Annotated in this window: 11 protein-coding genes and 4 pseudogenes; 13 read left to right on the forward strand and 2 right to left on the reverse strand. The window is 34.0% G+C overall.

The genetic code is table 11. The features are described 5' to 3' along the window. Entirely contained in the window at positions 1-108 is a 108-nt protein-coding gene (gene speFL, locus V3224_RS25850; RefSeq protein ID WP_119712386.1) for a leader peptide SpeFL, read from the reverse strand. 292 nt (positions 109-400) lie between these two features. Between speFL and rimO the strand changes: the two genes are divergently transcribed. Together rimO and V3224_RS25860 are read left to right on the forward strand one after the other, a co-directional pair. Further along, the gene (gene rimO / locus V3224_RS25855; RefSeq protein ID WP_334473325.1) at positions 401-1,732 is read left to right on the forward strand and encodes a 30S ribosomal protein S12 methylthiotransferase RimO; all 1,332 of its coding nucleotides are present in this window, start codon (positions 401-403) and stop codon (positions 1,730-1,732) included. Between the two features lie 423 nt (positions 1,733-2,155). After that, positions 2,156-2,416: pseudogene (locus V3224_RS25860) on the forward strand (DUF2165 family protein); the annotation flags it as partial. A 27-nt stretch (positions 2,417-2,443) separates the two neighbouring features. Here V3224_RS25860 and V3224_RS25865 read toward each other — a convergent pair. Next, on the reverse strand, positions 2,444-3,316 hold the full coding sequence (locus V3224_RS25865; protein ID WP_334467716.1) for an IS982 family transposase: 873 nt from the start codon (positions 3,314-3,316) through the stop codon (positions 2,444-2,446). A gap of 115 nt (positions 3,317-3,431) precedes the next feature. Here V3224_RS25865 and V3224_RS25870 point away from each other — a divergent pair. The 11 genes and pseudogenes from V3224_RS25870 to V3224_RS25920 all read left to right on the forward strand — a co-directional run. Beyond that, positions 3,432-3,692, forward strand: a pseudogene (locus V3224_RS25870) (DUF2165 family protein); the annotation flags it as partial. A 981-nt stretch (positions 3,693-4,673) separates the two neighbouring features. Next, entirely contained in the window at positions 4,674-5,003 is a 330-nt protein-coding gene (locus tag V3224_RS25875; protein ID WP_334473326.1) for a fimbrial protein, read from the forward strand. A gap of 29 nt (positions 5,004-5,032) precedes the next feature. After that, positions 5,033-5,224, forward strand: a complete 192-nt coding sequence (locus tag V3224_RS25880; protein WP_334473328.1) for a hypothetical protein — start codon at positions 5,033-5,035, stop codon at positions 5,222-5,224. A gap of 227 nt (positions 5,225-5,451) precedes the next feature. Next, positions 5,452-5,718 (forward strand): fimbria/pilus periplasmic chaperone, encoded by a 267-nt coding sequence (locus V3224_RS25885; protein ID WP_442891185.1) that lies wholly within the window; start codon positions 5,452-5,454, stop codon positions 5,716-5,718. Positions 5,719-5,753: 35 nt separating this feature from the next. Continuing rightward, positions 5,754-6,728, forward strand: coding sequence for an IS701 family transposase (locus V3224_RS25890; protein WP_334473330.1), 975 nt, complete (start codon positions 5,754-5,756; stop codon positions 6,726-6,728). A 15-nt stretch (positions 6,729-6,743) separates the two neighbouring features. Continuing rightward, complete coding sequence (locus V3224_RS25895) at positions 6,744-7,058, forward strand: fimbrial biogenesis chaperone (RefSeq protein ID WP_334473331.1); 315 nt, start codon at positions 6,744-6,746, stop codon at positions 7,056-7,058. Continuing rightward, positions 7,059-8,369, forward strand: coding sequence for a fimbria/pilus outer membrane usher protein (locus tag V3224_RS25900; protein WP_334473333.1), 1,311 nt, complete (start codon positions 7,059-7,061; stop codon positions 8,367-8,369). Further along, a pseudogene (locus V3224_RS25905) lies at positions 8,362-9,243 on the forward strand (fimbria/pilus outer membrane usher protein); the annotation flags it as partial. The gene V3224_RS25900 and the pseudogene V3224_RS25905, both read left to right, overlap by 8 nt. A 63-nt stretch (positions 9,244-9,306) precedes the next feature. Then, entirely contained in the window at positions 9,307-9,591 is a 285-nt protein-coding gene (locus V3224_RS25910; protein ID WP_334473880.1) for a FimD/PapC C-terminal domain-containing protein, read from the forward strand. A gap of 101 nt (positions 9,592-9,692) precedes the next feature. Beyond that, on the forward strand, positions 9,693-10,517 hold the full coding sequence (locus tag V3224_RS25915; RefSeq protein ID WP_334473335.1) for a fimbrial protein: 825 nt from the start codon (positions 9,693-9,695) through the stop codon (positions 10,515-10,517). 690 nt (positions 10,518-11,207) lie between these two features. Further along, positions 11,208-13,348: pseudogene (locus V3224_RS25920) on the forward strand (carbon starvation CstA family protein). Positions 13,349-13,411: the final 63 nt, after the last annotated feature.

Here is a 13,411-nt window from a genome sequence, read left to right on the forward strand (position 1 = left end):
TCACCTGTGGGTGCAGAAACGTTCAAAACTGAAACATGAGCGATGGCAAAACATCATTAGATGGGTTGTTCGTCTTATATGCGGCCAAAGCCGATTGTTATTTTCCATTTTTGCACTTTCTAAAACGCAGTTTGTTATGTGATGTACTTTTATCAATATAAATTAATAAAATAATGATGTTAATCAAAATTAGTATAAAAAATTTTTTATTTATTGGCTGTTGCTTTATTTTATTCTGCATTTATCAATCATTTTGGTTAAAATTTTATTATTAATAATCAATATGACAGTTTGTGATGCCTATTTATGTGCATCGCAAAGCTAATTGTACAATTTAGTTTTTTCAATGTTAAAATAACTTTTTTATTCAATTAATATTACAACATAGATCCTATCCTTTATGAGCAATGAACAACGTGTCCCAACAATAGGATTTTTATCATTAGGCTGCCCGAAAAATTTGGTCGATTCTGAAAGAATTTTGACTGAATTGCGCACGGATGGTTATCAAATTGTAGCTAGTTATGATGATGCTGATGTGGTTATTGTTAATACCTGTGGTTTTATCGATAGCGCAGTACAAGAATCATTGGAAGCTATTGGTGAAGCATTAAATGAAAATGGTAAAGTGATCGTAACCGGCTGTCTGGGAGCTAAAGAAGATCAAATTCGTGAAGTACATCCGAAAGTATTAGCCATCACCGGTCCGCATAGTTATGAACAGGTGTTAGCCCATGTTCATCATTATGTTCCGAAACCTCAGCATAACCCTTTTTTTAGTCTAGTGCCGCAGCAAGGGATCAAGTTAACTCCTAAACATTATGCTTATTTGAAAATTTCTGAAGGCTGCAATCATCGATGTACATTTTGTATTATTCCATCGATGCGTGGTGATTTAGATAGTCGGCCTATTGGTGAGGTTTTGAGTGAAGCCAAACGCTTAGTTGCCGCAGGTGTGAAAGAGTTACTTATTATTTCACAGGATACTTCAGCTTATGGTGTTGATACTAAGCATCGGGTAGGTTTTTGGGATGGCCAGCTAGTTAAAACTGGCATGGTAAGTTTGTGTGAACAGCTTGCGGCTTTAGGAATTTGGATCCGGTTGCATTATGTTTATCCTTATCCTCATGTTGATGAAGTGATCCCATTAATGGCGCAGGGTAAAATTTTACCTTACTTAGATATTCCCCTTCAGCATGCTAGTCCGACGGTTTTAAAACGAATGAAACGGCCCGGAGCAGTAGAAAAAACGCTAGAGCGTATTCGCCGCTGGCGTGAAATTTGTCCCGCACTAACCTTGCGTTCAACTTTTATTGTTGGCTTTCCGGGGGAGACTGAAGCGGATTTCGAGTTATTACTTGATTTTCTTCAGCAGGCTCGTTTAGATCGAGTCGGTTGTTTTAAATACAGTCCAGTTGATGGTGCGCAGGCCAATGAGTTACCAGATCAAATTCCAGAAGAAGTAAAGGAGGCGCGTTACCACCGTTTTATGCAGGTTCAGCAGCAGATTTCTAAGCAGCGATTGCAAGAAAAAATTGGATCTGAGATCTGGATAATGATCGATGAGCTGGATGAGCAGGGAGCCGTCGGCCGTAGTATGGCAGATCCACCTGAAATTGATGGTGTGGTTTATCTCAATGGTGAATTTGATGTTAATCCTGGTGATATTTTTCAGGTGCTAGTTGAGCATGCTGATGAATATGATCTATGGGCGACCATACATATCCATTAATTTAAATCAAGTCTATAAGGTATAATAGGTTTTTTCATTTTTACCTACTGTTATACCTATTAATAAGATTACCGCCTTTTTTTGAATTTTGTCCAATTTTAAATTCTTGTGTTAAAATTACTCTGTTCATTGTTTAGTTAATTATGCTAAGCAGTGAACATTTTTATTTTTGAGCCTGCATCTTGTATCGAAGATTATCTTATTCACGAGTTTCGCACAGGCGTATAAAATACTAGAAATGGCTTAAAATCGATGATTAATCTTCAAGTTACTAAAACACATAAATTTTATTAAATTACAATAAGTTGCTTTTGATTTATAAGATTCTGTCTATTTATATATTATGCTGGATTAAACTTAAAGATAGAGCGTTTATTTATTGGTGCGAAACTCGTGTTATTGTATTTCTAAGGACAATAAATCATGATTATTCGTTTGTCTAAAGCGTTGGCTGTATGTGCGGTGGCGTTATATGCCTCTTTAGTGGTTATAGGCAATATTACCGATTATGACACCAATTTTGCCTTAATTCGTCATGTTCTTTTGATGGATACTATCTTTCCTGAGGCCACAATTAAGTACCGTGCAATTGAATCTCCAACTGCTCATAATGTTAGTTATATCATTCTGATTATTCTGCAAACATTAACGGCAATACTTTGCTGGATTGGTGGCATTAGATTAACCTGAGTTCGGGATAAGCATTATCAATTATACTTGAAGATACGTACCTGCAACAGGTATCTTTGGTTTAGATGGCATTAAACAATATGCAACCAGTCCGCCTAATAAATTCACTACAAAGTTAGCCGGAGAGCGATGTCGCGTATGCTCTATTTGACAAAGATTTTTTAACTCATCAAATACCGTTTCAATGACAGAACGATGACGCAAGATGGCTTTGTCGAAACAAGTCTGTTTAATAGGCTTCATTTTCTTCTTGATATTCGTTATAAGGCTAATTCCCATCGTTTTGAGTTGCTGTTTCAGTGAAGCCGATAAATACCCTTTATCTGCGTACAAACAACCAGAAAGATCCTTTGTCAGCTCAGGCAATGGTTTCCGATCATCGGTGTTTCCTGGTGTGAGTCGAAAACTGAGTATTTCCCCCAAATGATTGATAATTACATGAAGCTTGAAACCAAAGAACCAACCTGTTGAATTTTTTCCCCGTTCAGCTATCCCATTGAAGACTTTATGTCTGCGGATCCGTAAGTTATCACACACCGCTATCGGAGTAGAATCGGCAACCGATAGCCCCGTGCATTTTCCCTTAATTGACTCAAACAGTGCCGTTAACGCTAAGGCACTACGCGGAAGTAACTCTACACAGCGTGAATAGGATGGCAAGTTAGGAAATTCCTTCCGGAGATATAAGCGGACATAATAGAGATAAAATACCTTGAATTGCCTGAATCGGAGTTGATGAAACAACACAACCAGTGTCATCATTTCCGCCAACGAAAGCTGAGTAGACCGTCTACGACGCTTAGTACCGTTAGTCAGCAAATATTCATGCATTTTTGGCTCGAAGTCTTTGCAAAAATCATCCATCAGGCAATAAAGTTCAGTAAGATTTTCCATAATTGTTTAACAATGCTCTACTCTTTAACCAGACTGTTAGAGTATTTTAACAAAACAGGCTCATTCAACTATTTGAATATCAAGACTTTCTCTTTATTTCTTATCCCGAACTCAGGTTAGATTATTGGCTAATTTGAAAAATACTGCGGCTAATTTTAATAGAAAGAAAAAAATTGCAATTGCTGGCTTAACATTGGGCTTTTTGACCTGGCAAGTTGTCTATATGTCATTAGGCCGCGAGTGGTTTGGCATGTGGATGTCTGAATGGAATAGCGGTGCAGAAGCGTTTCAAGTTTATACTACTATTTTGTTGGTGCTTATTTATCTTGTTCATCGCGATAGAGACCGTAATCGCGAGCGTGATGAGATGAAATAATCAGCTTTTAGTATGCCGTGAGTTGCAGGTCATCTTATTGGCAAAGTTCATTAGCATTTATAAGTTTATAAATGCTAATGAACCGCTAGGTTATCGTTAGTTAAAATAGATGTTATTTTATTTTTTGAACTGAATAATATCGGCTGTTACGGCTATTTTACGCTAATATTAAATTAAATATTTTTATAATAATTTATTAAATACATCAATAGTATCATCCAATGAGATATATAATAAAATATAGTTTTATTTAAAAATTCTTTTCCAACGATATTAAATAATAGGTACTTAAATGAAATATTATTTATTGCCTGGCACGATAGAATTTGGTCAAAGTTTTAGCATCAAACTATCTTTATTAAAAAATTAAAATAATTTTCTATTCATTATCATAAATTGTCGCCATTTTAAAAATAATTAAATATTGAGTTAAATAAGTATACAGAAATTATAACCGAACTTTTGATAACTGAATTTATTTAAAATTTTTATGATATAAAAATATTAATAAGTTGATGCTGACATTTCAATTACTTAATTAATTTTTATTAAAATCACAATAAGCATATTCCTAAAGTAATGTTTTCATGGTATCCAAATTATATTTACGATAGATTTAGGTGATAATGTTAAAGTATGTGTAAAATTATGTATTTTTTGGTTGCAATTTGATTATTTTTAGGTACCATATTGCTTATGGTAATGATTACTAATCAATATGATAACGATGTTGTTTTAAAATGGAATAATTAATTTGGTGACCAACTTATTAAAGATAATTTTATTACTTCAGATTGGGAATTATTACTTTACCTATATTTTATACCTGCCTGGCTAGGTACTATTTTTTGCATATAATAAATTCCAACTCCAGTTTTTAATTTTATTATAAATTAATGCTTTTCGAGTATACAGCTGCGTCATTTAAATATTTCACTATAATTTTGAAATATACCACTTGTTTTTATTAGGAATAGATAAATGAAAAATACTCTTACCAGCTATTTTATTGGTATATCACTAATTTTATTCAGTAAAATTGCTTTTTCTGCGACTGATGGAATGGTGAAGTTTAGTGGGGCAATTATCGACGGGCCTTGTGAAGTAACTTTATTTCCTGACAATCCTTCTTTAACTATCAGTATGGGTGTTTATATGAAAGATAAGGTACCGAGTACTTCAGGTCAAAAAGTTGACGGTAGTGAGAAGGAATTAGTATTTAGCTTAAAAAATTGTCCTCATTATGATGGTTATAGTTTCGTGCCTAAAATAACATTTAAAGCGAATAACGATACCATAATCCTCGCTTGATAAAGTTAAATGGTTCCGGCGCGGAAGGAGTGGGTATTGGTCTTTATGATGATTCAGGTAAATTATTAGATATTCGTGATATATATCAACACAATATAGCAACGCCTAAGGTAGGGGAGTCATTTGTCATTCCTTTTAAAGTGGCATATGTATCTAATGGTCAGACAGCTAAATCTGGTGCAGCAAATGCTTCAATAAGTTTTGAGATTGCTTATAAATAAAAATTGATAATTAAATTTATAGATACTTTTTCTGGTCATAGAAAGGATTCTTTATATTTATGACTAATATTGGAGTAATAATAATGAAAAACAGAAAGATAAAGCTTTCTACGCTTTATATACTACTATTTTTTGTATTAAAACTTATGCAAATGTAACCATTAGTGGAACACGAGTTATTTATGATGGAAATAAAAGGGAAGCTTCAATTCTGATAACTAATCATGATGAGAAGGCCTTATTTAATTCAGTCTTTTATTAGTATTAATAGCGATGGGAAAAAAGCGCCATTTATTGTTACACCACCCTTATTTCGTTTAGACGCAGGCAGAGAAAATATTTTGCGAATTATACGAACGGGTGGTGACTTGCCCTTGGATAGAGAATCCGTTTTTTACCTCAATGTTAAAGCAATCCCTTCTGTGCAGGATAATCTGCAAAATCTTTTATTTATTACGGTCACGAGTTTCGCAATCTCCAAAAAAGAAGTATAAATTTAAAAACAAGAAAAAATCAGGGTGTTCATATTTTGTCGGGTTATCCATGTATTAAAGATATCTATAAAACATTCTTACAAGTAAGCAGTTTAAGATACTCTGGTTTAGTGTTATCAGAAGTAAGCCCATCGCCTTTATCTCATGACACTGTTAGCCGATGGCTAAAAAGTAGATGTTTTAGACCTAAAGACCTATGGCGATTAGTTGAACCTTCTATAGACAAAAAAAGCCCTTGCGTACTAATTGCCGATGATACATTGATTGCCAAAACACGTAGTAAAAAAATAGAGATGGTCCATTATCAATATTCAGGTAATGAACATGATGTTATTGCTGGCATAGGTTTAGTTAATTTGCTTTGGCATGATCTGACGAAGGTTGAATCAATTCCTATCAATTATCTTATTTATGATAAAGATTCTGATGGAAAAACAAAAAACACGCACTTTTCCGAAATGCTCACTCTTGCTAAAAAAAGAGGGATCATGCCAGAAGCCGTAGTGATGGATGCTTGGTATTCTAGCCTGGATAACCTGAAATCAATTCGCTCTCATGGTTGGATCTGGGTAACCACGCTGAGGAAAAATAGGATTGTTAACCATAACAAACAACTGAACAAGTTAGACATCTCAGAAGAAGGAACGTCAATACACTTGCGAGGATATGGTTGGGTAACCGTTTTCAAATTTACAGCCAAAAACGGCCGTATTGATTACATAGTAACAAACAAAGAGAATCCCACCCGTCAATACCTCAAATCTATCATGGATGCCCGTTGGTCTGTTGAAGTTTATCATCGAGAAGTTAAACAAAACTGTGGTATTGAACGTTGTCAGGCTCGCACGAGCCGAGCGCAAAGAAATCATATTTTTCTCGCTATTTCTGCGTGGTTTGAACAACATAAACGTCGTATATCTGAAAAAATAACCCTTTATCAACAAAATTGGGACGTAATCAAAAGTGCTATTACTGAGCAAATCCGTGTTTTATTAGCGTACCCAAATTAGTTTTGTGCGAAACTCGTGACGGTAAAAACCCGAATAAAATTATTTTATCGGCCAAAGGAAATTCAAGGTGATGCGGATGAGAGTTATAAATTATTAGTTTTTCGTCGTCTTGGTAAACAGTTAGCAGTTAAAAATCCCAGTAATTATTATGTGACTATTAATCAACTTAAAATTGGTAGTCAAATAGTTAATTTAAAAGATCACGACATGATTGCTCCACAAGGAGTCGCTTATTTTAATATATTGGCTAACTCATCAGATTTAATTAGTTGGAATAGCATCAATAGTTATGGTGGTATTAGTACAGAGATGAAAACAAATCTACCTTAGATGAAATGGAAGGTCTTTAATGTGATTATTTTTAATAAACAACTAGAAGAAAAACAGTTATGTTCATTTATATTTTTTCTCGTGACGTTATGTTCCTTGATATTTTTACCCGAAATTATTGCTCAAGATTATTTCCCATTATCAGCATTAGAAATAAGTAATTCTGAACAGGCCGTTATTGACTTAAGTTCGTTTTCTATACCTGGTGGACAGTTGCCAGGAACATATAGAGTCACTGTTTTTCTTAATGGGACAGAAAAAGAGAACAGGGATATTAACTTTGTTCAGAAAAATGGAAAATTATTTGCTGCGTTAACTGTTGATGATCTAAAACGATTGGGGGTTAAAACAGCTGCTTTTCCTGAATTGTTGAAGCTGCCTGCCAAACAGATTTTTTATAATATTGAGGATTACATTCCCTACGCCACAATATTATTCGATTTTCATCAACAACGCCTTGAAATTAATATTCCGCAAGCAGTTATGGATAACATAGCCAGAGATACTGTTCCAACCGATTTATGGCAACAAGGGGAGTCTGCTTTTTTAATTAGTTATGATTTTAGTGGTTCACATAATCATAATCGTAACGCCAGTAGTCAAAATTATTATTTAAATTTGCATAATGGCATTAATATCGGTGCCTGGCGCTTTCGAAATCAATTAGTTTATAACTATGATTCGCAACGAGGTAAGAATAATTTATCGTCCGTTAATAGTTATATTCAACGAGATATTCATAAATTAAAAAGTCAAATAATTTTAGGTGAAACATTTACCAATAATGATGTTTTTGACAGTATAAAATTCGTTGGTGCGTCAATTATCTCAGATGATTTAATGTTACCAACTAGTCAACGTGATTTTGCGCCGGTTATTAGAGGAATAGCGCAAACAAACGCACGCGTCACGGTTCGACAAAACAATTATATCATTTATGAAAATTATGTTCCGCCAGGTCACTTTGTGATCACCGATCTTTATGCAATATATGGTTCTGGTAATTTGCATGTTACAGTCACGGAAGATAATGGCAAACAAACAAAATTCATCCAGCCATTTTCATCAGTGCCAATAATGCAACGAGAAGGAAAATTAAAGTATCAGTTTACCTTGGGACGCTATGCTAATTCGAAATCAAATTTTTATAAACCCTATTTTAGCGAATTAGCATCAATATATGGGGTTTCTAATCGATTAAGTTTATTATCTGGTATCCAGGCTGCAGAAAATTATTTATCTCTTTCTCTTGGTTTGGGGTTAGGTTTAGATGATTTTGGTGCCTTTTTTTTTAATGTAGTATTTGCCTAATAATAAACATAAAAAAGGACAATCTTATAAAATTCAATATGAAAAAAGTATTGATGAAATAGGAACATCCTTTAATTTTTCGGCAAATCTTTATACTAGCTCTGAATATTATTCTTTTCCTGAAGTAAATAGACCTTTAAGAAAACAGGATGCCGAAAATGGACAAAATAAACTTAGCCAATTTCAGTTTACGCTCAATCAAAATCTGGAAGATTTTGGTAATTTTTATTTTTCTGCTTATTGGCAGAATTATCGTCGAAAAAAAGGCACTACGCAGTCATTTTCTGCCGGATATAATATTAATATTGCTGATATTACCTTTGGATTAAATTTATTTTTTAATAATAATGATGAATCTACTGAAAATAAGGATAAACAAATAGCATTTAATGTTTCTGTTCCATTTAGTAAATGGTTACCTAGCGGCTGGATCACTTATAATATTAATAATAATACAATAAATGGGTAACAATTAGCCATTAATGGCAGTTTATCTGATAACGATGATTTATTATATAATGTTCGAGTTGATAACAATTATACAAGTTTAAAAGAATTAGGTGGCGGTATTTCTTTGAATTATACCAATAGTTTGGCTCGTATGAATGTAGGATATAATTATAATAATAACGATCGTTCATTTAATTATGGGCTTTCAGGTGGTGTTATTGTTCATCGAAATGGTATTGTTTTTTCTCAACCATTAGGGGAGACGGTTATATTAGTTAAAGCCGATGGTGCGGTAGAAACTAAAATATTAAATCATCGTGGTGTTAAAACAGATGGACGAGGCTATGCGGTGATCCCCTATAGCCAACCATATAATTATAACTATATTACGCTTGATACTGAATCATTAGCCAATGGGGTAGATATTGATAATCCGGTGCAAAATGTGGTACCAACTCGAGGAGCGGTAGCAAAGGTTAATTTTCATGTGCGTCGCGGTAATCGTATATTGGTCAAATTATCCCAAAATAATAAGCCCGTCCCTTTTGGTGCTATCGCCACATTAATTGATGGTGATAGCCATGGTATTGTTGGTGATGATGGTGAATTGTATTTAAATGCAGTACCTGATTTAGCCAAAATAAGAGTTCAATGGGGAAAGGATGAAAAACAGCAATGTTATGTCAAATTAGATCTTTCTAAATTACCAAGAGAATCAGATATATTAGAAATGAATGCCAATTGCTATACGCTTAGTCATTTTTCAGCATAAAATATAATAGGGATTATATAATATTTAATTTTAATATAGCTTCATTGATAATTTTTATATTAATAATTAATTATAGCCAATTCACTATTGCAGCTGCATGTTTGGTTGATAAAGAAGTAGAAAATATTACATTTAATGAAATATCTATTGACGTTAATAAAAAAACACTCCCCTATGATATAGAAGAAAGGGGTAGTCCGATTAGCGTAAATTGTAAAGGTAAACATAATCAATATATCTATGTTAGATCTATTGATGGCGTTGGCTCTGTTAGTGGAAATATTTATAATACTAATCTTAAAGGAGTGAAATTTATTTTTAGTTTGGAACGAAACCGATACGGCTCTTTAAGAAGAATACATACTGATAAACATAGAAGGATCGGTAGTAAACGCGTGTTTATTGGTCATTTTAGTCTTCGTATTTATCCTGGCTTTCAATCGGGGAGAATAAATCCAATAAAAATAACACTAGCACGTCGTGATGAAAACAAACAAGATACCGATGAAATATTATTTACTTATAATATTGCTGGCATAAAAATTAAAGAGCATTCTTGCATAGTAAAAACACCAAAATTGAATGTTCAGATCGGAACAGTATTTAAAAAAGATTTTAGAGGTAAAGGCAGCACCACCGGAGAGCGGACTTTTAATATTGAGGTAAACTGTAAAGATGTTAATCAAGCCTATATTACCTGGCAAGGAGGAAATTCAAATGGCGTTATACCGGCTGATACAAATTCGACAGCAACAGGGGTTGGGATTCAGATTTTTGCTAATAATACACCTATATATTTCAATAAAAAATTAAATATAAATTTTTCAAAGCAATTAACTTATAGTGCAAAATTTTATCAAACTGATAATAGTGTTTCTGCCGGAACGGTTAATGCAACAGCAACATTTACTATTGATTATAAATAATATATTTTTCTTATTAAAGATATTAATATATCAATAAGATAGGGTGATTATTTAATTTTTTAGCGTTTTATATATTTATTTCAACAATAAATTAAAATATTAACTTCACTTTAATTTTATTAAACAGTAATATTTTATTTTTACTAACATTAATAATTTTTATCATTTTACAATAATAACATTTTTAACCTGTCGACAATAAATTACATATTAATAGTTAACAATTGTGTTGTTAGCTTTGTCACAAAAAAATAGCTCTTTTTTTATTTATAACCACTCATTGGATTTATTTAACCGTTTAATATTTTATTTGACCGTTTATATAGAACAAAATCAACCACTACCTCTTCCGATTTATTATATTGAGCATGACAAAGGATATTTTTAACTGTCATGAATTAAAAAACAAATGCTAAAAAGAATAAATAAAAATTATTCTCATTTGACATATTTATTTAACCTAGGAAGAGTTTCTTAAATGAATAAGAATAATATATTAAGGCATATCCCTTGGCTAATACACGAGTTTCGCACCAATAAATAAACGCTCTATCTTTAAGTTTAATCCAGCATAATATATAAATAGACAGAATCTTATAAATCAAAAGCAACTTATTGTAATTTAATAAAATTTATGTGTTTTAGTAACTTGAAGATTAATTATCGATTTTAAGCCATTTCTAGTATTTTATACGCCTGTGCGAAACTCGTGTAATATTAGGGATCATTGGTGCTATTTGTTTAGGTGTCGTTGCCCTTAGACGTGGAAAACATATTAGCGCTTTATGGATCATTGTTGCTTCCATTGCCGTTTATTTAATTTCATATCGTTATTACAGCTTGTATATTGCCAAAAAAGTATTACAGCTTGACCCAACTCGCTCAACACCCGCAGTTCTTAATAATGATGGATTAAATTATGTGCCAACCAATCGCAATGTTTTATTTGGCCATCATTTTGCCGCCATTGCCGGCGCTGGCCCATTAGTAGGGCCCGTATTGGCGGCACAGGTTGGTTATTTGCCCGGTACACTTTGGCTGTTAGCGGGGGTGTTGCTGGCCGGTGCTGTACAGGATTTTATGGTGTTATTTATTTCATCGCGCCGCAATGCGATTTCTTTGGGGGAAATTGTAAAAAAAGAGATGGGCGTGGTGCCAGGTTCAATTGCATTATTCGGCTGCTTTTTGATTATGATTATCATATTAGCTGTATTGGCGTTAATTGTAGTAAAAGCATTGGCCGAAAGTCCATGGGGAGTGTTTACCGTCTGTTCAACAGTACCGATTGCATTTTTTATGGGTATTTACATGCGCTATATTCGGCCTGGTTGTGTTGCAGAAGTCTCGATTATCGGTATTATTCTGCTAATTGCGGCTATTTGGTGTGGTGGTGTGGTGGTGTGGTGGTGTGATTGCTCATGATCCTTATTGGGGACCAGCGTTAACCTTTAAAGATACCACCATTACTTATGTCTTAATTGGTTATGCTTTTATTTCAGCGTTATTGCCAGTGTGGTTGATTTTAGCGCCACGAGATTATTTGGCGACCTTTTTGAAAATAGGCGTCATTGTTGGTTTAGCAATCGGTATTATTATTCTTAATCCAGATTTAAAAATGCCAGCGGTAACCCAATTTGTTGATGGAACGGGTCCGGTTTGGAAAGGGACATTATTTCCTTTTCTATTTATTACTATTGCTTGCGGTGCCGTGTCTGGTTTTCATGCTTTAATTGCTTCGGGAACTACGCCTAAATTATTAGCCAATGAAACCGATGCGCGTTACATCGGTTATGTTAATGGAATCATTTGTGGCTATCATGGCACTAGCTGCTGCCTCTATCATTGAACCTGGCCTCTATTTTGCCATGAATACTCCACCGGCAGCGTTAGGTTTTACCATGCCTAATTTGCATGAATTAAGCGGCTCCGATGCAGCTATGATTATGGCGCAATTGAAAGCAGTTACAGTACATGCTGCGGCAACAGTCAGCTCTTGGGGATTTATTATTTCGCCAGCGGAAATCTTACAAACAGATAAAGATATCGGTGAACCTTCTATTTTGAATCGTGCCGGTGGCGCGCCTACACTTGCGGTAGGTATTGCTTATGTGTTCCAGCAAATTATTCCTGCCGCTGATATGGGATTTTGGTATCACTTTGGTATTCTTTTTGAAGCTTTATTTATTTTGACTGCTTTGGATGCTGGCACACGTTCTGGTCGATTCATGTTACAAGATCTTTTGGCTAATTTTATTCCTGTATTGAAAAAAACAGATTCATTAATTGCTGGCTTTATTGCTACTGCTGGTTGTGTTGGTTTATGGGGATATCTACTTTATCAAGGGGTTGTTGACCCGCTAGGCGGGGTTAAAAGTTTATGGCCATTATTTGGTATCTCTAATCAAATGTTGGCCGCTGTTGCGTTAGTATTAAGTAGCGTTATTTTGATTAAAATGAAGCGCACTAAGTATATTTGGGTAACGCTTGTCCCAGCAATATGGCTATTAATATGTACGACATGGGCGTTAGGTTTGAAGTTATTTAGCTCTGATCCTCAGCTGGAAGGGTTTATCTATTTGGCTCATTCATATCAAGACAAAATAGCGACGGCAACTGCGGTAACAACAGCTCAAAAACTGTCTGATATGCATCATATTGTGATCAATAACTACACCAATGCAGGATTAAGTATTTTATTCTTACTAGTGGTGTATAGCATTATATTCTATGGGCTTAAAATAGCGATAAAAGCCTGTAGAACAGCTAAACGTTCAGATATTGAAACACCATATCACGAGTTTCGCACCAATAAAAAAACGCTCTATTTTTAAGTTTAATTCAGCATAATATATAAATAGAAAAAATCTCATAAATTAAAAATAACTTATTGTAAT

This window comes from Arsenophonus sp. PmNCSU2021_1 (assembly GCF_036919435.1).
GTDB classification, from domain to species: domain Bacteria; phylum Pseudomonadota; class Gammaproteobacteria; order Enterobacterales; family Enterobacteriaceae; genus Arsenophonus; species Arsenophonus nilaparvatae.